Source organism: Planomonospora parontospora (genome assembly GCA_014647935.1).
Taxonomy (GTDB): Bacteria; Actinomycetota; Actinomycetes; order Streptosporangiales; family Streptosporangiaceae; genus Planomonospora; species Planomonospora parontospora.
This window is the reverse complement of the sequence record BMQD01000016.1, coordinates 158,585-177,843: the sequence shown is the minus strand read 5'-3', so window position 1 is coordinate 177,843 and position 19,259 is coordinate 158,585. Positions and strand designations below refer to the sequence as shown.

Genomic DNA, 19,259 nt, shown 5'->3' with positions numbered 1-19,259 from the left:
GGGTTGATCCCGGGAACCGTTCCCAGCACGCTCCGCCGCCCGGGTCCGGACGGTGCCCGCCGCCTGGCGGGGACATTGTCGGAGGCGCCTGCCATGCTGCCGTCATGACTCCCCGACGCCCCGCCCTGACCTCGGACCTGACCGGCCGGGAGCTCCTCCGCTGGTGCTGGCGGAAGGCCTGAGGGAACACGGAGACGGGAGAACGGGCGCACCGGCCCGTCCGTGCCGGTCCGCCGTACGGGCCTACCCGCCGCGCCGCAGGAGCATGGGGAGCATGCTCCCCCTGGCGTGCCGCTCGAAGTCGGCCTTGTCGTTCACCCTCGGGAACGGCTCGTCGGGCACCGGCACTCCCAGGAACCCGCACAGCGGCTCCCAGCCCTCGCGGACCTCGAAACGGAGCAGCCGCTCGGGCGGGATCGCCGCCACGACCTCGTCGATGTGGGCGCGGAACCTCTTGAGGACGTGCTCGCGGTCGTCCGTACGGCCGTCGAAGACCCGCTGCCCGACGGTCAGGTCGGTCATCCGGATGAACGCGGCGAAGTCCGTGCCCAGCAGGGACGAGATCCCGAGGAGGGCCCGGCCGGCGAGCGTGGTCCCGCGCTCGTGCTGCCGGAGGATGGTGGCCTCCATGCTCGCCAGCCAGCGCTCGGGATCGCGCACCGTCAGAACGACCTTGGCCTCGGGGTAGTGGGCGGCCAGCTCGCGCCAGTAGGCGGCGGACGGCCAGTCCACACAGGACTCGTAGCCTCCCAGCAGGTCGTCCCAGTCCACCGGCCGCCCTTCGGCCAGGGCGAGCCACCGGCGGGCCTGCCCCGGCCGCTCGAACACCTCGGTCATGTGGTGGCACGGCCCGAAGCCCAGCCGCTCCAGGGCGGTCTTGAGTGAGAGCGTGCCCGTACGGCCGAATCCCGCACCGATCACCCGCATGAACCCCACCATTCCGATCGGATACCGCTTTACGACTGTACGAGCAATCTCCCATCGGCGGCGGAACCCGGCAAGGGGCGGCCCGCTCCCCGCCCGGCCCCGGTCACCCGGCCGGGGATCGGGAGGTCTCGCGCCTGATCCAGTCGAGGTAGTCGGGGGTGCCGGCCGCCAGGACCACCGCGACGATCTGCGGGACCTCGTAGGAGTGCAGCTCCCTGACCCGCCGGGCGAGCTCCTCGAAGCGCTCCGCCGTGGTCTTCATCAGCAGCAGCCACTCCTCGGCGCGCTGGACCTCCCCCGCCCACCGGTAGACGGACTCGATCGGACCGAGCAGCTGCGCGTCGGCGGCGAGCCGCTCCCCCACCGCCGCGGCGCGGATCCGCTCCGCCTCCGCGCGGTCGGCGGTGGTGACCCGCACTTCGAGACAGTCCGAGGCGTCGTGAGGCATACGAGATGTCCGATCCGGGAGGTGGTCCGCCGGCCGGGTCCCACCTTATTTCAGTAGACCGAGATGTGCGGGTGGTCGTAGTGGTTGGCGGTGACGCCGCCCCGGTCCGACATAGTCCGCCAGGTGCCGGTGCGCACGTGCCAGATGCGCTGGCGGAAGATGACGTACATGATGCCGAGCCTCCGGGCGTTCTCGACCGCCCAAGCGGAGATCTCGTTGCCCCGCCGGGTCTCGGCCGCCGTCGGCATGGCGCCCCCGCTGCTGAGCATGAAGTCGCAGGCCCGCCCCAGCGGATGCTCCCCGCCCCCGGCGATGCCCCCGTCGACCCGGTAGCAGCCGATCCCGAACCGGGAGCCGAAGCGCTGCGCGATCAGCTGCCGGACCAGCCGCATCCGGGGGGTGATGTGGTCCGGCCCGGACGGCAGCTGGGGCACCCAGGTGCCGTCGGCCCGGCGGATGCCGGGGGTCGGATAGAGCAGGTCGATCTTGTCCTTGATCTGCTCGATCAGCTCCTCTGCCCGCTTCTTGTCGTCGTCGAGCTCCTCGAGCGCGTCGCGGAGCTCGGCGGCGCGCTCCCGCGCCGACTCGCGGGCCCGCAGGTGGGCGTCGCGCACCTCGGTGAAACTCCGCAGCCTGGCGTCCTGGTCGGCGACGACCTGCCGGGTGAGGGCCAGACGGTCCAGCAGGGCGGTGGCGTCGGCCTCGCCCACCAGTGCCGCCACCGACGTCAGGCCACCGGTGCGGTACCGCTCGGCGGCCAGCAGGCGGATCTCCTGCGCGGCCAGGTCGAAGTTCCGCTGCGCGCGCTCCAGGTTGCCGCGGGCCACCTTCTCCACCCGCTCGACCTTCTGCAGCTGGACGCGTCCCTCGTAGTACTCGGCGATCAGGGTCTCCGACCGCTTCTGCAGCTGGGCCAGTTCCTTGCGGAGCTGCTTGGCGCCCGGCTTGGGCGCGGCGTGGCCCGCCGAGGTCGCGCCCAGGCACAGGGCCACCGCGACGAGCGAGGCGAGCAGGGCCCGGAGCGCATCGCGGTACCGCTCCCCGCGGAGTGCCGCCGCCACGCTTCCCCTCTCGCCGAAGATGTGAGGCGCCGGCTGCCGGGATGCCGAGTTGGGGCGCTCTTCGTCCGATGGACGATATTAGGGGATGATTCATCCACCTGGCCTGCCGGACCGAAAACCCGTTCTCCTGGCACGTTCCGATACGGCGCGGCCCGGCCGCACGTCCGGAAGCCGTGCGCCCGATCGCGCCGGGCGCACGGCGACGACCGCCGGCTGCCCCGCCTCCCCGGACCGCGCACCGGAGGACGGCGCCGCGGCGCGGGGGGCGGGACCGGGGCGCGGGCCCGGGCGCGAGCCGGGGCGTCAGGCCGCGGTCTTCGAGGGGGCCACCTGGAGCATGTCGTCGATCGCACGGGCGGGGGCGGGCTGGGAGAACAGGTAGCCCTGGGCCAGCGGGCAGCCCATCTGCTGCAGGACCGCGGCCTGCTCGCGGGATTCGACGCCCTCAACGACGGTGGACAGGCCCAGGCTGGCCGAGAGCTCCACGATGGCCTTGGTGAAGGCGCGGGCCTGGTGGGGGTCGGTGTCGGTGAGCGGGGCGGTGAACGAGCGGTCGATCTTGAGGATGTCCACCGGGAGGGTGCGCAGGTAGGCCAGCGAGGAGTAGCCGGTGCCGAAGTCGTCGAGGGCGATGCGCACCCCATGGGTGCGCAGCTCGGCGAGGAGCTCGACGATGCGGCGGGTCTCGGCGGCGGTGGTGGCCAGCAGCATGCTCTCGGTGACCTCCAGGGTCAGCGCGTTCTCCGGCAGCGCGTAGCGGGCCAGGACGTCCAGCACCGTGTCCCGGAACGCGCGCTCGCGCAGCTGCCGCCCGGAGACGTTGACCGTCACGGCGATGCCGTACCGCTCGTGCCACCGCTTGGCGTCGGCGCAGGCCTGGTTCAGGACCCAGCGGCCGATCTCGACGATCAGCCCGGTGTCCTCGGCGACGGGGATGAACACGTCCGGCGGGATGGGCCGGCCGCCGGCCGGGGTCCAGCGCAGCAGGGCCTCCACCGCGTAGATCGTGCCGGAGGTCAGGTCCACGACGGGCTGGTAGGCCAGGGTGAACTCCTCCCGGGCCAGCGCCTGGCGCAGCCCGACGGCGATCTCCGCGTGGTGCAGGCGCCGGGCGCGCAGCTCGCCGTCGAAGACGGTGATCTGGTTCTTGCCCGCGGCCTTGGCCGCGTACAGGGCCAGGTCGGCGTCGCGCAGGGCGTCGGACGCGGTGGCGATGGCGGTGCCGGTGAGAACGCCGATGCTGGTGGTCAGGTACAGCTCGCGGCCGTCGAGCAGGTAGGGGGCCCGCACGGTCTCCAGCATCCGCTGGGCCACGGCCATGGCCTCGCCGGTCTCGGCGCGCGGCAGCAGGATGGCGAACTCGTCGCCGCCGAGCCGGGCCAGGATGCGCTCGCCGGCGACCAGTTCGCGGAGCCGCTGGGCGACCACGGTGAGCACCTCGTCGCCCACCGGGTGGCCGTAGGTGTCGTTGACGTCCTTGAAGGCGTCCAGGTCCAGCAGGAGCAGCGCCGGGTGGGGGGCGTCGGGGGCGGCGGCGTGCGAGGTGATGACGGTGTGCAGAGCCTCGCCCAGCAGGGTGCGGTTGCCCAGCCCGGTCAGCGGGTCGTGCGAGGCGCGGTGGGACAGGCTGCGCTGCAGGACGTCCTGCCGGTGCAGGGCGACGCGCAGGTCCGCCGCCTGGGCCACGCTCACGCACACGACGGTGCTCAGCCGCAGCACCAGCAGCACGGCCAGCAGCACGGTCAGCAGCGTGACCGAGCTGCCGCCGTGGGCGCCCGCGGCCGGGCCGGCGCCCGCGACCATCGGGACCACGACGGAGACCAGCGGACTGACCAGCGTCAGCGCCAGTGCCAGTGCCAGGACCGCGGCCAGCCGCGCCCGGGTGAAGGGGGCGGGCTCCTGCGTCCGGTTCGCGGCGGCCATGCTGGGGTGCAGCATGGCCGCGCCGGTCAGGACCGCCCAGCCCAGCCAGCAGGCCGTGGAGACGGCGCCGTACACCTCGTTCGAGGTCTGGTTCAGCAGATAGACGACGTCGGAGAAGAACATGGCGGCGTAGGACGCGCCCAGCAGGCTCAGCCCGGGCACGCGGCCGCTGTCCAGGGCCAGGCGGATCACGAGCCCGAGGATGAACAGGTCGACGACCGGCAGCGCCAGCGCGAAGACCAGGTCGGTGTCGATGTGCACGGCCCGGTCGGCGACCGGGCCGATGAGCAGCGTCCAGAGCGGCATGGCCACGCCGACGGTGATGGTGCCGGCGTCCAGCAGCGCCGCCCAGCGCGGGCCGGAGGCCCGCAGGCTCAGCATGACCAGGGCGACCAGCGCCAGGCCGTAGGCGGCGAGCGTGCCGACCTGGTACACGCCCAGCAGGAGAGGGCTCCTCAGCCAGACCCAGCCGACGCCCCAGCCGAGGGCGCTCACCAGCAGCGTGATCAGGAGACCGGCGCCTATCAGCCGCCACGGCCGCGAGCCGGTCAGCCCGTTCCGGCGCATCCCGGTCAGGACGGCCAGCGCGGAGGCTCCCGGCAGCAGCACCCAGGACAGCGTCTCCACGACCGGTGACGCACCCGCCGCGAACGGGACGGCCACGGCCGCCAGGCCTCCCAGCACGAGGAAGACCAGCCAGGCGCGCGGGTGGCCGGCAAGGCGGGAGCCCGTACGGGCTGCCGCGAAGAGGCTCTGCATCATGATCTCTCTGGTGGCCTGCCGGGTGCTCCCTCCCGCGCGCCCGGACGGCGCGGCGGGGAGGGAGGTCGGCAGCGGTTACGGGGCGGGTGCGGGCCTGCGGGCGGCGCGGGCCTGCCGGTTCTCCTCCTGTGAGGTCGGATACGCCCCTATCGGTGCGCGGTCACCGGAGCTGACCGGAAGAAGGTGACGATCGGGTAAAGACAGGGCCCTGCCGGCGTCCCGTCCTCCCGGGGCCGTCTCCCCGGTGGCCCTCCCCCGGAACCGCCCCCGGGCCCAGCCCGGCAGACCCAGCGAGCCCAGTCCCGCGGACCCAGTCCCGCAGGCTCAGTCCCGCAGGCTCAGCGCGAGCCTGCGGGCGAGCCCGGTGTTCCGGCGGTGCCCGAGCCGGTTGACCGCCGTCTCCAGGGCCTCGCGCTGGCCGACGAGGACCACCCACGACCGGGCCCGGGTGACCAGGGTGTAGAGCAGCCTGCGGCGCAGCATGACGCCGCCGGCCTCGGCGACGATCGGCGCGACCACGAAGGGGTATTCGCTGCCCTGGGAGCGGTGCACGCTGACGGCGTACGCGTGGGTCAGCTCGTCGAGCTCGCCGAAGCCGTACTGCACGCTCTCCCCCTCGTCCGTGCGGACCTCCAGGAGCCTGTCCTGCCGGACGATCCCGGTCACCGTCCCGGTGGTCCCGTTGAAGACGCCCTTGTCGTAGTTGTTGCGGACGGACATGACCCGGTCGCCGGTCCGGAAGACCGAGGCGCCCGACCAGTGCTCCTCCTTCCCCTCCCCGGCGGGGTTGAGCCGCTCCTGGATCATCCGGCCGATCTCGGCGGTCCCGGTCGCGCCCCTGCGCATCGGGCACAGGACCTGGACCTGGTCGGGGCCCACGTTCTGCTTGCGCGGGATCGCCACCGTCGCCAGGTGGACCACCCGCTCGGCGACCCGGCCGGGATCGTCGACCTCCTCGAACCAGAAACCCCTCCGGCCGGGGAGGTCGGGCACCCGGCCGGCCCGGATGCGGTGGGCGACCTGGATGATCCCGCTCTCCTCCGCCTGGCGGAAGACGTGCGTCAGCCGGGTCCGCGGGACGGCCTCGACGCGCAGCAGGTCGGCCAGCACGTTGCCGGGCGCGATGCTCGGCAGCTGGTCGCCGTCGCCGACGATCAGCAGGTGGCTGCCCGAGGGGACGGCCGCGGCCAGGCGGGTGGCCAGGTGCAGGTCCAGCATGGAGGCCTCGTCGACCACGACCAGGTCGGCCTGGGAGGGCGTCTCGGTGAACAGCGTGCCGGGCTCCGGATCCGGCCGGCGGGCCAGCATGCGGTGCACGGTCATGGCGGGCAGCCCGGTCAGCTCCGACAGCCGCTTGGCGGCCCTGCCCGTCGGGGCGGTCAGGGTCACCGTGCCGCCGGCCGCCCGCACCGCGGCGGCGACGGCCTTCACCGTGTGGCTCTTGCCGCATCCGGGGCCGCCGGTGAGGACGGACACGGTGCTGGTCAGGGCCATGGCCACGGCCGCCCGCTGGTCCTCGTGGAGCCCCGGGTCCTCCGGCCACGTGCGGACGGGCAGCGCCGAGGGAGCCCGGCAGAGCCTGGCCAGATGGGCCGCCAGGCCCATCTCGCGGCCGTGCACGTGCTTGGCGTAGACCACGGTCTGGTCGGGGTCGTCGGGAGACGCCTCGACGACCACCCGGCGCTCGGCCCGCAGGGCGTCGACCGCCCGGCGGACCGGCTCCCGGTCCTGGTCGACCAGTTCGGCGGCCCTGCCGACCAGGACGTTCAGCGGCAGGTAGCAGTGCCCGTCGCGGGCGCCCGCGGTCTCCAGCGTGTCCAGGACCGCCGCGCCGATCCGCTCCGGGCTGTCCTCCGGGACGCCGGACCTCAGCGCGATCCGGTCGGCCGTGCCGAACGCGATCCCCCGGACCTGGCCGATGAGGCGGTACGGGTCGGAGGCGAGGACCTCGCCGGAGTCCGCGCCGTACACCTGGTAGATCTTCGCCGCGAGCATCGGGCTGACCCCGAACCCCTGCAGGACCGCCATCAGTGCGGCGATCTCCTTCTGCTCCTCCCACGCCCGGGCGATCTGCGCCTGCCGGGCGGGTCCGATGTTGACGACCTCCCTGAGCCGCTCCGGCTCGGTGTCGATGACCTCCAGCGTCGCCTCTCCGAAGTGGCTGACGATGGCGTGGGCGAGCCTCGGGCCGATGCCGCGGATCAGGCCCGAGCCGAGGTAGACCCGGATCGCCCGGACGGTGGCCGGGGCCACCCGCTCGCATCCGTCCACCGCGAAGTGCCTGCCGTGGCGCGGGTGCTCGCCCCAGGAGCCGGCGAGCCGGAGCGCCTCGCCGGGCTGGATCCCGGCCAGGGCCCGGCCGGAGGCGATGAAGTCCGGCACGCCTTCGGCGCTCATCCGCGCGACGGTGTGGCCGTCCTCGCGGACGTACACCAGGTGCTCGACGGAAACGTCCACAGCAGGATCCAACCGGATACGACCGACAGAAACCTCCAGGCGGGGCCTGTACGGCGTCCGCCGCGCCCGGCGAGCGTCCTGACCGGGGAGTCCCGCTCCGTCGCTGACGGGCGCGCACCCCCGGAGCCGGTGGTTACCGTGATGCGTCGGCACCGGGCAGGAGGCGCTCATGATCAGACTGGACCGCTTGATCAACGTGCTGGGCGGATACGGCGTACGGCTGTGCGGCCGGCCGCAGACGCGCTCGGTGCAGCTGCGCAGTGTGGCGATGCCCGATCCCACCGACGACCGGGTCGCGGGCGACGTGCTGCTGGCGGTGGGAGCCGCGTCGGTGGCCGAGGCGGTGCGCTGGGCGGTGTCGGCCCGGTCCGCGGCGGTCCTGGTGCGCGCCGAGACCGACGCCGCCCACGAGGCCTTCTCCGCCGGTGAGAGCGAGGACGTGGCGGTGATGCTGGTCGATCCCGCGGTGTCGTGGAGCCAGCTCACCGGCGTCGTCTACGGGCTGGTGCTGGAGGGGCGGGAGACCGAGTCGGGCCGCGGGCCGACGGACCTGTTCGCGCTGGCCGACAACCTGGCGGATGTGATCGGCGGGGCGGTGACCATCGAGGACCGGCTGTCGCGGGTGCTGGCGTACTCGCGCTCCCAGCAGGCGGGCGACCCGGCCCGGCTCGAGACGATCCTGGTGCGGCAGGTGCCGGACCGGTTGCGCGAGACGCTCCGGGCCCGGGGGGTCTTCGACCACCTGGCCTCGACGGACGAGCCGGTGTTCGTGGCGCAGGACCCGCAGAACGGCCTGACCGGGCGCATGGCGGTGGCGGTGCGGGCGGGCCGCGAGCTGCTGGGATCGGTCTGGGTCACCTGCGGCAGCCCGCTGACCGGGGCGCGGCTCGGCGCCCTGACCGACGGCGCGCGCACGGTGGCCCTGCACCTGCTGCGCTCACGGGCGAGCGCGGACCTGGAGCGGCAGGTGGAGTCGGACCTGACCGTCCGGCTGCTGGAGGGCGGCGCCGACGCCGCGACGGTGCTGAGCCAGCTGGGACTGGCCCCGGGGGCGATGCGGGTCATCGCGGTCCGCGCGCACGCCGACACCGAGCGGCACGCCGCACCCCTGCTGGCCTTCGAGCGGGCCACCACCGGTTTCGGCTGGTCCCGGCCGGGGCGCAGCACGCTGCTGGACAACACGCTCTACACGATCCTGCCCGGCGAGCCGGCGGCCGCGGCACGCGAGTGGGTGGCCGCACTGCAGGCCGCGCTTCCGGCGCGGGTGCGCGTCCTGGCCGGGATCGGCGCCCCGGCCCAGGCCGAGGAGCTTCCGGCCGGCCGGCAGGAGGCCGACGAGTGCCTGGCGCTGCACGAGGCGGGCGCGCCCCGGACCGCGCCGCCGGCCTACGACGAGTCCTGGGGCGACATCCTGCTCCAGCGGTTGCGCGCCGCGGCGCGCACGGGCCGGCCTCCCGCCCGGGGGCCGGTCAGCGCGCTGCGCGGGCACGACGCCGCGCACGCCACCCACTACGCGGCGACGCTGCGGGCGTGGCTGGAGGCCCAGGGCGATCTCGCCGCCGCGGCCGAGCGGCTCGGTGTCCACCCCAACACCGTCCGCAACCGGCTGCGCAGGATCGGCGAGATCACTCCGCTGAACCTGGACGACGCCCGCCAGCGTCTCGCCATGATCATCAGCCTGGCCGCCCTCGGAGACGACCAGGCGTATTGACCCGTGGGGCCGTCGACGCGGCCGATGGGCGGTTGCCCGTCGCGCGCGGTACGGCCCCGGTGGTGGTCGCAGGTGTCCGCGCTTCGGGGCGAGCCCCCTGCCCGGCAGGCGGCCGCGGGTCGCGCCGGATGTCAGGCGCGGCGGGCGGCCCAGACGGTGCGCTCGGTGCGTACGGCGAGATCCGCGCGGCGCAGGAGGCTGTTCGGGCTGTCGGTGTCCAGGAGCTCGTCGAGTGCGGCGAGGTCCTCGGGGCTGAGGGCGGGTGCGGCGACTCCGCGGATGCGCTGCAGACTGCCGTGGGCGTAGCGGCCGACCGCTTCGCTGCGCCCACCCTCGATGTCGACGGTGATGGTGCGCTCGGCCTCGACGGTGAAGCCGGCGGCCGTCAGCATCGGGCCCCAGTCGGCGCCGCGGTGCGGAACGTGCTCGGCGTGGAAGGCGTCGGTCGCCGCATGGGCGCGTTCTTCGAGGCCGGGCCGGTTCTCCGGGGCGTGGGCGGGGAGGAAGCGGGGGAAACCCGCGAGCTCCACGACGGCGAACAGGCCGCCGGGGGCGAGCAGTTCGCGGACGCTCCGGAGGGCGCGGCCGGGGTCGGCCATGTGGTGCATCGAGGCCGAGGCCCACACCAGGTCCGGCGTGCCGAGGTCGGGCCAGTGGCCGGCGTCGAGGTCGGCCTGCACGGTCCGCACACGCCCCTCGGCACCGCGGGCGCGCGCCTTCTCGCGCAGGAGCCGGAGGTGCCCGGCCGAGGTGTCGACGGCGGTGACGTGCGCGCCGGGGAAGCGTTCGAGGAGCGCGAAGGTTCCCGCGCCGGTGCCGCAGCCCAGGTCCACGATCCGGCGCGGCTCGCTCTCCAGCGGCAGCCAGGCGATGATCGACGCCGTGTGCTCGGCGAGGACCTCGGCGTCCAGGTCGAGGATCTCCGCTTGGCCGCCGGCATCGTGCTCCCGGTGGTGATCGTGCTGGGCGCCGTGGCGCGGGGTGTGCGGGTGTGCTCGGTTCATGCCTTCAAGGTAGGACGGCCATGCGTCTAAAGCACAATCTCTTTCGGTTTTGGCAAGACGATGGCCGGATGCGCTGCCGGGCGCGCAAGCCGTCGCCGTCACGAGTGGTCACCCACCGGCGCCCTGAGCGTCGCGGTCGCCGTTCTCGCGCTGGTGGCCGCGGCGGGCGTCGCGGTCGAAGATGCCCAGGATCTCGCAGGGGCCGCCCTCGGCGCCGATCGCGTGGGGCATCATCGTGGGGAACTCGGCGGCCTGGTTGGTCTCGATGCGGAAGCGGCGGTGGCCGAGCATGAGGACCGCGGTGCCGGACAGGACGACGAGCCATTCGCGTCCCGCGTGGGCGCGCATGCGCGCCGGATTGTCGGGCGGCGGTTCGGTCATGCGCTGGCGCACCACGCTCATGCCGGGATCGCCCTTGATGGACCACCGCATCAGGCCGTGGGCGCCGTCGATCATCGGACTGGTGACGACGTCGTCGGCGGCGGTCTCCACGAGCTGATCCAGTGTGGTGTCCAGGGCGCGGGCCAGGACGACCAACTGGTCCAGCGCAAGGCGGCGCCGGCCGTTCTCGATGCGGCTCAGTGAGGACTGGCTGAGGTTGGCGCGGGTGGCCAGCTCTTCCAGGGACCAGCCCTGCGCCACCCGCAGGGCCCGGATGCGTTTGCGCACGAGGCCGTCCAGTTCTTCATCTTTTTGCGTCACGGGCAACATCGTATGCCTTTTAAGCAATATGAAGATGACTTCGGAGGCAAGGGTCCGGAACGTCTGCAGCCCTGTGCGAGCAACCGGACCGCGCCCTGCGCGCTCGAACACATGCATCACGCGATGTGGAGTCTCGCACCTCGTGTCGACAACGCTTGCGGTCGATACGGCCGGGACACTCCGTTGTAGCGAACCTCCAAGATCAGGCCTTCGATTGTCGGCATCCCACAACCTCATCCGGGGCCGTGGGGGTCATGCTGATCCCGGCAACAGCATTCGTCCTGGTATGGAGGCGGGTCATGAGCGGCGTCGAGCGCATCGGCGACGGGCCCCGGTCGGTGATCGTGGTGGGCGCGGGCATCGTGGGGCTGTCCACCGCGTGGTTCCTGCAAGAACACGGTGTGCAGGTCGACGTGGTCGACCGCGGCGGCATAGCGGCCGGCGCGTCCTGGGGCAACGCCGGATGGATCGCCCCGGGGCTGACGATCCCGCTGAACGAGCCCTCGGTGCTCCGCTACGGCCTGCGGTCGCTGGTGAACCCGGCCGCACCGCTGCACATCCCCGCGGGCGTCGATCCCGGACTGTGGGCGTTCCTGGCCCGCTTCGCCGCCAACTGCCGGTGGTCGTCGTGGACCCGGGCGGTGCGGGCCAACCTGCCCCTGAACGACGAGTGCATCGAGGCGTTCGAGGCGCTCACGGCCGGCGGCGTGGACGCGCCCCTCGTCCGGGCGCCCATCACCGCGGCGTTCCGGACCCCGCGGCAGGCCGAGGGGCTGCTGCGCGAGCTGCGCAGGCTGGGCGAGGCCGGGCAGCGGGTCGACCACGGCACCCTGTCCGGCGCGCGGCTGGCCGAGCACGTGCCGCTCGCGTCCGGGGCCCTGCAGGCGGGCGTGCGCATCGACGGGCAGCGGTACGTCGACCCGGGCCGCTTCGTCCACGCACTGGGCGAGGCCGTCATGGCCCGCGGCGCCACCGTCCACGCCCTCGAGGTGTCCGGGGTGCGCGGCGACGGCGGAAGGGTCACCGTGCGTTCCCCGCACGGCACGACCCTGTCCGCCGACGCGGTGGTGCTGGCCACCGGCGCGTGGCTGCCGCGGCTGGCCTCCCGGTGGGGGGTGCGCGTCCCGCTGCGGGCCGGGCGCGGCTACTCCTTCACCGTGCCGGTGGACCGGCCGGTGCCCGGCCCGATCTACCTGCCGGACGTGCGGGTGGCGTGCACGCCGTACCAGGGCGCGCTGCGCGTGGCGGGCACCATGGAGTTCCGCGACCCGGACGCGCCGCTCGTCCCGGCCCGGCTGGAGGCGATCATCGCCTCCGTCCGCCCGCTGCTGGAAGGCGTGCGCTGGGCGGAGCGCACCGACGAGTGGGTCGGCCCGCGGCCGGTCACCTCCGACGGGCGTCCGCTGATCGGCGCGGTACGCGAGCCGGGGATCTACGTGGCCGGCGGACACGGCATGTGGGGCCTGGCCCACGGCCCGGTCACGGGGCGGCTGCTGGCCGAACGAATCGTCACCGGCAAGCAGCCCGACGCCCTGCGCGAGTTCGATCCGCTGCGCTGAGAACCGGCGGTCCGCGACGGATCGCCTCCGGTCCCGGGACGGAGGCGATCCTTCAGAGCGCGCCCACGTACACCCACGCGCCCGCGTGCCGGGTGAAGCGGCTGTGCTCCTCCATCTCCCCCGCCCGGCCGCGCTCGGTGTAGCGGGCGCGGAAGCGGACGGTGCCCTCGGTGTGGAAGGCGCTCCCGCCGGTGACCTCCAGGATCTCCAGGCCCGTCCAGCGCAGCGCCCGGTCGAGGTCCACCGCGGGCGGGCGCGTCGACGGGTGCCAGGTGCGCAGGAGATACCCCGCGTCGCCGACGCTGAAGGCGCTGAACCGCGAGCGCATGAGCAGCTCCGCGGTGGGCGCGGCGGCCTCCCCCCGGTGCAGCCGCCCGCAGCAGTCCCGGTAGGGCGCGGGCAGCCCGCAGGGGCAGGGGGCGGCGGATCCGGAAGCGGCCCGGCGGGGCTGCGTGCTGCGTCGGGACATGTCTCCCATTGTGCCGTCCCCGGATCCGCCTTCCGCCTCTGGTCCGCAGCGGAGCGGGTTCACGGCGGCCGGGGTTCACGGTGACGCCTTGTCGGATGTATGACTAGATACGTATATTCAGTCATATATCCGAGAGGTGGCCCCATGACAGCCGAGTCCTCCGATCGCAGGCGGCGGACGCCGGAGCAGCGCCGGGCGCGGGCGGACCGGATCCTGGACGCGGCGGCGGAGCTGGTCGGCCGCTGGGGCTACGACAAGACGACCCTCGACGACGTCTCCCGGCACGCCCACGTCGCCAAGGGCACGATCTACCTGCACTGGAAGAGCCGGGAGGCCCTGTTCACCGCCCTGCTCCGCAGGGAGCGGGTGCTGATGCTGGAGGCCGTACGGCTGTGCACCGCCGGCCGGGCGGAGCCGGTGGGCGGCCTGGTCCGGCGGCTGGCGCTGGAGATGCTCCGGCGTCCGCTGCTCAAGGCGCTCCTGCTCGGCGACGGGGAGGTGCTCGGCGCCCTGCTGCGGCACAAGCGCACCAGCCCGGAGGCCGCCGAGGCGATGTCCACCGCGTTCGCCGCCTACCTCGGCGTCCTGAGGGAGCACGGGCTCGTCAGATCCGACCTGACCCCCGCCGAGCAGCAGAACGTGATGGCCACCGCCTTCTACGGGTTCTTCCACGCCCCCGCGCTGCCCGACCCGTTCCACCTGGACATGGAGCGGCGCGCCGACCTGCTCGCCGAGACGGTGCAGCGGACCCTGGGGTCCGGGCACCCCGTCACCCCCGAGAGCGCCGCGCAGGTGGCCGAGGCCACCGCACGCTACCTGGACCGGGCGCTGGAGATCGCCCGGAGAAAACTGGAGGAGAGCCTTTGAACACGCTCCCGCTCGACGGCCCCGGAGCCGACCTGGCGACGGTGGGCGGCAAGGGCGAGTCCCTGGCCCGCCTGGCCCGGGCCGGGCTGCCGGTGCCGCCCGGATTCCACGTCACCACCGCGGCCTACCGCGGCTTCGTGGCCCGGCACGGCCTGCGGGACGCGATCCTGTCGGGCGGGGCCGACGAGATCGCCGCGCTCTTCGCCTCCCACCGGGTCCCGGACGACATCGCCGGTGACGTCCGGGACGCCTACCGGAGGCTGTGCGGGGACCGCGGGGACGTCCCGGTCGCGGTCCGGTCGTCGGCGACCGCCGAGGACCTGCCCGGCATGTCCTTCGCCGGCCAGCAGGAGAGCTACCTCAACATCCGCGGCGCCGAGGAGCTGCTGGACGCGGTCAGGCGCTGCTGGGCGTCGCTCTGGACCGATCGGGCCGTCGCCTACCGCGAGCGCCACGGCATCCCCCGCGACCAGGTGGCCCTCGCCGTCGTCGTCCAGGAGCTCGTGCCCGCCGACGCGGCGGGCGTGCTGTTCACCGAGGACCGCGGCCGCCTGACCGTCAACGCGGCCTGGGGCCTGGGCGAGGCGGTCGTCGGCGGCCTGGTCACGCCCGACACGTTCACCGTCGACCGCGACCGCCGCACGGTCGTCGCGGAGACGGTCGCGTCCAAGACCGTCATGACCGTGCGCACGCCCGGCGGCACCCGCGAGGAGCCGGTCCCGCCCGGCCTGCGCGACCGGCCCGCCCTATCGGCGGCCCAGGCCCTGGAACTGGCCGGTCTCGGATTGCGCATCGAGGAGCTGTACGGCCATCCGGTGGACGTCGAGTGGGCGCTGCACGACGGGCGGCCGTACATCCTCCAGGCCAGGCCGATCACCGGGCGGCGCGAAGAGTGGAACGACTCCCTCAGGGGCGACTACCTGTGGACCAACGGCAACCTGGGCGAGGCGATCCCGAGCGTCATGACGCCGTGCACCTGGTCGGCCGTGCGGGCGTTCATGGCCGACGCGATGATCTTCTCCGAGCTCGGCGGCCATCCCCTGTGCGGGAACATCGGCGGCAGGTTCTACATGAATCTGAGCGTGACGGCCTCGCTCGCGGCGGCCCTGGGCATGGGCGGGCGCCTCCGGGCCGCCCAGGAGCCGGTCTTCGGCCGCATACCGGAAGGGCTCGCTCCCCCGCCGCTGCCGATGCCGCGCCGGCGGATCCTCAGGGAGGCGCTGCCGATCGTCCGCGGCCGCCTCGCCCTGCGGGGGTACGCCCGCAGGCTCCCGGAGTTCCTCGCGACCGCGGCCGCGCGCGCCGAGTCCCTGCGCGCCGAGATCGCCGCCGCCGAGGACCTGCCCGCGCTCTGGCGGGACCGGGTGGAGCCGTACTTCCGCGAGTGCAGCCGCATGCTGGCCGCCGCGGGCCGCCAGGACGCCGGTGCGCTCATCTTCCTCCGGAACAGGCTGGTGCGGCTGGTCGGGGAGGAGGACGCCAACGCGCTGACGTCCGGGATCCGGGTCGGCGGGGGGCGCCTGGAGAGTCTCGGGCCGCTGCTCGGCCTGGCCCGGCTCGGGCGCGGAGAGATCGACCGGGAGACCTTCGCCCGGCGGTACGGCCACCGCTGCCCGGACGAGTTCGAGCTCTCGGCGCCCCGGCCCGGAGAGGACCCGGAGTGGATCGGCAGGCTGCTCGCCGCCTCCGCGACCGACCCGGCGGAGCTCCTGGAACGCCAGGACGAGGTGGGCCGCGCCGCCTGGCGGAGGTTCCGGGAGCGCGCTCCGCGGCGGGCCGCGCGGCTGCGCCGGACGGTCGACCGGTGGGGGGCGATCGTCCAGGCCCGGGAGGAGGCCCGTTCGGAGACGATCCGCTCCTTCTGGGTGCTGCGCGACTTCGTCCTGCGGGCCGGGGAGCTGACCGGGCACGGCGACGATCTCTTCTTCCTGACGATCGACGAGATCCTGGACGTGCTGCGCGGCGGCCGGCGGCCGCTCTCCTCGGTCGCGGAGCGGCGGGCGGCCTACGAGCACTACCGGTCACTGCCGCCCTACCCCGGAGTCATCCGCGGGCGGTTCGACCCGGAGCGGTGGGCCGCCGATCCGGACCGCCGGGGTGACGTCTTCGACTCCCACGCGCCGCCGGCTCCCGCGTCGGAGACCGTCACCGGCTTCCCCGGCGCGGCCGGGGTGGTCGAGGGGACCGCCCGGGTGATCACCTCGATGGAGGAGGGCCACCGGCTCGGGCAGGGCGAGATCCTGGTGACGACCGTGACCAACGTGGGCTGGACACCGCTGTTCCCCCGGGCGGCGGCGGTCGTCACCGACGTCGGCGCGCCGCTCTCGCACGCCTCGATCGTCGCGCGCGAGCTGGGCATCCCCGCCGTCGTCGGCACCGGGGACGCCACCATGCGGGTACGCGACGGCGACCGGATCCGCGTCGACGGAGGACGCGGCAGCGTCGAGGTGATCGCCCCGGCCGAGGCCCCCGGCCCGTACGGGGTCAGCGCTTGACGGCCCGCAGGACGACGAACTTCGGGTCGCTCGCGACGACCTCGCAGTTGCCGAAGAGCCGGCGCAGCTTCGCGTGGTATCCCAGGTGCCGGTTGCCGACGACCCACAGCTCGCCCCCGCGGCGCAGGGCGGCGCGCGACCCGGTGAACATGCGCCACGCCGTGGCGTCGGTCGTCGCCCGGTGGCTGTGGAACGGCGGGTTGTTCAGGACCAGGTCGACCGTCCGGGCCGGCACGCCGGACAACCCGTCGCCCACCCGGAACTCCGCCCTGCGCCCCGGCCCGGCCTCCGCACCGGCGCCCGGCGCGGTGTTCGCCAGGAACGTGGCCTCCGCCGAGGCCACCGCCTGGTAGGACTCGTCGACGAACAGCACCTCGGCCTCGGGGTTGTCCAGCGCCGCGGCCGTGCCGACCACCCCGTTGCCGCAGCCCAGGTCCACGACACGCTTGGGGCCCCGGCGCCGGGGAAGGTGCCGGAGCAGGAACCGGGTGCCGATGTCGAGGCGGTCGGCGCAGAAGACGCCCGCGTGGTTGACGGCGGTCAGGCCCGAGGCCGGTCCGACCCCGCCGGGCAGCTCGTAGCTCTTCGGCCAGGGGCTGGCGGTCCGGGGCAGGGCGGGGTCGGGCGCGCAGAGGATGAGCCGCGCCTTGCGCACCGCCAGCGACGTCCTGGTCGGGCCGAGGATCCGCTCGAACAGCCGCAGCGTCGAGGTGTGGATCTCGGTGACCATCCCCGTGCCGACCACGACGGTGCCGGCGTGCACGCGGGGCGCGAGCCGGTGCAGCTGGTCCTCCAGGAGCGCCAGGCTCCTGGGCACCCGGACCAGCAGCACGTCGATCCGGTCCGGCGGGGCGTCCCTGGTCGACAGCAGCCGCACCCGGTCCGGGCCGATCCCGTTGCGCTCCAGGTTGGCCCGGGTCGCCTCCTGGGTGAGGAACGAGTCGGTGATCTGCACGGGGCGGTGGACGGCGAGCGCGGTGGTCAGCGCGCCCCACCGGTCGCCCGCCACGACCACGGTGCCCGACAGGTCCACCGGCCCTCCGCCGGTCACGCCGCCGGCTCCCCCGGCGGCCTCACCGGCGGTGCCGTCGAGGTGCCGCAGGAGGTACTCGTCGGCGGCGTCCCAGGCGCGGAGCAGGTCGCGGGGGTCTTCGGGGAAGCGGGCGAGGGCGAGCTCGCCCCGCGGAGTCGTCAGGCGGTTCATCGCGCCCCAGGCTAGCCGTACCGGCGCGGCGGGGACGTCAGGGGAGGCGGCCGACGTGGGCCAGGGCCTGCTTCAGCAGGACGTCCTGCCCGCCGGACATCTCCTGCAGCACCGACGGCGACGAGGCCTCCTGCGGCGTGAACCAGGCGAAGTCGAGGGCGTCCTGCCGGGGGCTGCAGTCCCCGGCGACCGGGACGACGTAGGCCAGGGAGACCGCGTGCTGCCGGGGATCGTGGTACGGCGTGACGCCCGGCGTCGGGAAGTACTCGGCGATGGTGAACGGCTGCGGGGAGGCCGGGACGCGGGGCAGCGCCACCGGGCCGAGGTCCTTCTCCAGGTGGCGCAGGAGCGCGTCGCGGACGCGCTCGTGGTGGAGCACGCGTCCGGACACCAGGGCGCGGCTGACCGTCCCGTCCGATCCGATGCGCAGCAGCAGCCCGACGTGCGTGACCGTCCCCGTATCGTCGACCCGCACCGGTACGGCGTCGACGTAGAGGATCGGCATCCGCGCGCGTGCCGCCTCCAGCTCGTCGGGAGAGAGCCAACCGGACGCGGTTTCGGTCATTTCGGTCATTGGTCGATCGTACTTCGCGACGGGCCCCGCGGGCACGGCCAGTCCCGAAGTGCGGCTCGACCGGATGCGGACATCGGGCATCATGGACAGGTGGCTCGGGTGGCAGGCGAGGGTTCCGGCAGCGTGCTCGGCGGTGTGCCCGGCGCGCCGCCCGGCCGGCCGGGCGCGGACCCCGGCCGCCGGTTCCGGATGCTGGCCGATCTCGTCTCGGACGGCGAGGTCGTGGTCCTGAGCGGGGCCGGGCTGTCGACCGAGTCCGGCATCCCGGACTACCGGGGGGAGACCGGCCGCGTGCGGCGGGCCGAGCCGATGACCTACCAGGCGTTCACCGGCAGCGCGGCGGCCCGCAGGCGCTACTGGGCGCGCAGCCACCTGGGCTGGCGGCACATCGCCCGCGCCGCCCCCAACGCCGGTCACCGCGCGGTCGCCGAGCTGCAGCGCCGCGGGCTGGTCGCCGGGGTCATCACCCAGAACGTCGACGGCCTGCACCAGGCCGCCGGCGCCCGGGACGTGATCGAGCTGCACGGCGGCCTCGACCGCGTCCGCTGCCTGTCCTGCGGCGAGCGCACCCCCCGCGAGCTGCTCGACCGGCGCCTGCACGCGGCCAATCCGGGCTGGGACGCCCGGGCCGAGGCGGTCAACCCCGACGGCGACGCCGTCCTCGCCGACGACCGGGTCGACTCCTTCCGGGTCGTGGACTGCCTCGGCTGCGGCGGCCTGCTCAAGCCCGATGTGATCTTCTTCGGGGAGAACGTGCCGCGTGCCCGGGTCCAGGAGTGCTACGCGCTGACCGAGCGGGCCGGCCTCCTGCTGGTCCTCGGGTCCTCGCTGACGGTGATGTCCGGCTACCGGTTCGTCCGCCGCGCCGCCGAGCACGCCGTACCCGTCGTGATCGTCAACCGGGGGCCGACCCGGGGCGACGCCGACGCGCTCCTGCGCTTCGACGCCCCGCTCGGTCCGGCCCTCACCGCGCTCCTGTCGGAGCTCGACCCCGAACCGTGACGCCCGGCCCGATCCGGTGACATCGGCGGGCCCGAACCATGGCACTCGGCCCGATCCGGTGACATCGGCGGGCCCGAACCATGGCACTCGGCCC

Annotated in this window: 15 protein-coding genes; 5 read left to right on the top strand and 10 right to left on the bottom strand. The window is 74.3% G+C overall.

The genetic code is table 11. The features are described 5' to 3' along the window. Window positions 1–243: 243 nt before the first annotated feature. From IEZ07_RS24380 to recD2, 5 genes are all read right to left on the bottom strand, one after another. Window positions 244–939 (bottom strand): sulfotransferase family protein, encoded by a 696-nt coding sequence (locus IEZ07_RS24380; protein ID WP_239320374.1) that lies wholly within the window; start codon window positions 937–939, stop codon window positions 244–246. A gap of 91 nt (window positions 940–1,030) precedes the next feature. Beyond that, window positions 1,031–1,345 carry a divalent-cation tolerance protein CutA gene (gene cutA / locus IEZ07_RS24375; RefSeq protein WP_307729037.1) on the bottom strand — a complete coding sequence of 105 codons (315 nt, stop codon included), beginning with the start codon at window positions 1,343–1,345 and terminating at the stop codon, window positions 1,031–1,033. A gap of 80 nt (window positions 1,346–1,425) precedes the next feature. Continuing rightward, window positions 1,426–2,436 carry a coiled-coil domain-containing protein gene (locus IEZ07_RS24370; RefSeq protein ID WP_191896859.1) on the bottom strand — a complete coding sequence of 337 codons (1,011 nt, stop codon included), beginning with the start codon at window positions 2,434–2,436 and terminating at the stop codon, window positions 1,426–1,428. 303 nt (window positions 2,437–2,739) lie between these two features. Further along, complete coding sequence (locus IEZ07_RS24365) at window positions 2,740–5,121, bottom strand: bifunctional diguanylate cyclase/phosphodiesterase (protein ID WP_191896858.1); 2,382 nt, start codon at window positions 5,119–5,121, stop codon at window positions 2,740–2,742. A 324-nt stretch (window positions 5,122–5,445) separates the two neighbouring features. Further along, window positions 5,446–7,578: an SF1B family DNA helicase RecD2 gene (gene recD2 / locus IEZ07_RS24360; protein ID WP_239320372.1), complete on the bottom strand. Its 2,133-nt coding sequence runs from the start codon at window positions 7,576–7,578 to the stop codon at window positions 5,446–5,448. A gap of 169 nt (window positions 7,579–7,747) precedes the next feature. Here recD2 and IEZ07_RS24355 point away from each other — a divergent pair, with 169 nt between their 5' ends. Continuing rightward, window positions 7,748–9,289: a PucR family transcriptional regulator gene (locus IEZ07_RS24355; protein WP_191896856.1), complete on the top strand. Its 1,542-nt coding sequence runs from the start codon at window positions 7,748–7,750 to the stop codon at window positions 9,287–9,289. Between the two features lie 131 nt (window positions 9,290–9,420). Here IEZ07_RS24355 and IEZ07_RS24350 read toward each other — a convergent pair whose 3' ends face one another. Beyond that, on the bottom strand, window positions 9,421–10,293 hold the full coding sequence (locus IEZ07_RS24350; protein ID WP_191896855.1) for a class I SAM-dependent methyltransferase: 873 nt from the start codon (window positions 10,291–10,293) through the stop codon (window positions 9,421–9,423). 108 nt (window positions 10,294–10,401) lie between these two features. Continuing rightward, the gene (locus IEZ07_RS24345) at window positions 10,402–11,004 is read right to left on the bottom strand and encodes a helix-turn-helix domain-containing protein (protein ID WP_191896854.1); all 603 of its coding nucleotides are present in this window, start codon (window positions 11,002–11,004) and stop codon (window positions 10,402–10,404) included. A gap of 290 nt (window positions 11,005–11,294) precedes the next feature. Here IEZ07_RS24345 and IEZ07_RS24340 point away from each other — a divergent pair, with 290 nt between their 5' ends. Beyond that, a complete protein-coding gene (locus IEZ07_RS24340; protein WP_191896853.1) occupies window positions 11,295–12,554 on the top strand; it encodes an NAD(P)/FAD-dependent oxidoreductase in 1,260 nt (419 codons plus the stop codon). A gap of 52 nt (window positions 12,555–12,606) precedes the next feature. Here IEZ07_RS24340 and IEZ07_RS24335 read toward each other — a convergent pair whose 3' ends face one another. Further along, window positions 12,607–13,023: a YchJ family protein gene (locus IEZ07_RS24335; protein ID WP_153054536.1), complete on the bottom strand. Its 417-nt coding sequence runs from the start codon at window positions 13,021–13,023 to the stop codon at window positions 12,607–12,609. A gap of 144 nt (window positions 13,024–13,167) precedes the next feature. Here IEZ07_RS24335 and IEZ07_RS35920 point away from each other — a divergent pair, with 144 nt between their 5' ends. Both IEZ07_RS35920 and IEZ07_RS24325 read left to right on the top strand, forming a co-directional pair. Beyond that, window positions 13,168–13,890: a TetR/AcrR family transcriptional regulator gene (locus IEZ07_RS35920; protein ID WP_204054523.1), complete on the top strand. Its 723-nt coding sequence runs from the start codon at window positions 13,168–13,170 to the stop codon at window positions 13,888–13,890. Beyond that, window positions 13,887–16,385 (top strand): PEP/pyruvate-binding domain-containing protein, encoded by a 2,499-nt coding sequence (locus IEZ07_RS24325; RefSeq protein WP_191896852.1) that lies wholly within the window; start codon window positions 13,887–13,889, stop codon window positions 16,383–16,385. The genes IEZ07_RS35920 and IEZ07_RS24325 overlap by 4 nt, the downstream gene beginning before the upstream one ends. Here the strand turns inward: IEZ07_RS24325 and IEZ07_RS24320 are convergent. Both IEZ07_RS24320 and IEZ07_RS24315 read right to left on the bottom strand, forming a co-directional pair. Then, window positions 16,375–17,589: a methyltransferase gene (locus IEZ07_RS24320; protein WP_191896851.1), complete on the bottom strand. Its 1,215-nt coding sequence runs from the start codon at window positions 17,587–17,589 to the stop codon at window positions 16,375–16,377. The two genes, IEZ07_RS24325 and IEZ07_RS24320, sit on opposite strands and share 11 nt — an antisense overlap. 37 nt (window positions 17,590–17,626) lie before the next feature. Next, window positions 17,627–18,163, bottom strand: a complete 537-nt coding sequence (locus IEZ07_RS24315; RefSeq protein ID WP_191896850.1) for an NUDIX hydrolase family protein — start codon at window positions 18,161–18,163, stop codon at window positions 17,627–17,629. Window positions 18,164–18,352: 189 nt separating this feature from the next. On the opposite strand from IEZ07_RS24315, the gene IEZ07_RS24310 reads away from it, so the two are divergent. Next, a complete protein-coding gene (locus IEZ07_RS24310) occupies window positions 18,353–19,165 on the top strand; it encodes an NAD-dependent protein deacetylase (protein ID WP_191896899.1) in 813 nt (270 codons plus the stop codon). Window positions 19,166–19,259 lie beyond the last annotated feature (94 nt).

Coding starts and splice junctions, on each gene's coding strand:
- IEZ07_RS35920 (WP_204054523.1), top strand. CDS start 13,168: ATGACAGCCGAGTCCTCCGATCGCAGGCGGCGGACGCCGGAGCAGCGC.
- IEZ07_RS24365 (WP_191896858.1), bottom strand. CDS start 5,121: ATGATGCAGAGCCTCTTCGCGGCAGCCCGTACGGGCTCCCGCCTTGCC.
- IEZ07_RS24350 (WP_191896855.1), bottom strand. CDS start 10,293: ATGAACCGAGCACACCCGCACACCCCGCGCCACGGCGCCCAGCACGAT.
- IEZ07_RS24335 (WP_153054536.1), bottom strand. CDS start 13,023: ATGTCCCGACGCAGCACGCAGCCCCGCCGGGCCGCTTCCGGATCCGCC.
- IEZ07_RS24320 (WP_191896851.1), bottom strand. CDS start 17,589: ATGAACCGCCTGACGACTCCGCGGGGCGAGCTCGCCCTCGCCCGCTTC.
- IEZ07_RS24310 (WP_191896899.1), top strand. CDS start 18,353: ATGCTGGCCGATCTCGTCTCGGACGGCGAGGTCGTGGTCCTGAGCGGG.
- IEZ07_RS24380 (WP_239320374.1), bottom strand. CDS start 939: ATGGTGGGGTTCATGCGGGTGATCGGTGCGGGATTCGGCCGTACGGGC.
- IEZ07_RS24355 (WP_191896856.1), top strand. CDS start 7,748: ATGATCAGACTGGACCGCTTGATCAACGTGCTGGGCGGATACGGCGTA.
- IEZ07_RS24340 (WP_191896853.1), top strand. CDS start 11,295: ATGAGCGGCGTCGAGCGCATCGGCGACGGGCCCCGGTCGGTGATCGTG.
- IEZ07_RS24315 (WP_191896850.1), bottom strand. CDS start 18,163: ATGACCGAAATGACCGAAACCGCGTCCGGTTGGCTCTCTCCCGACGAG.
- IEZ07_RS24345 (WP_191896854.1), bottom strand. CDS start 11,004: ATGTTGCCCGTGACGCAAAAAGATGAAGAACTGGACGGCCTCGTGCGC.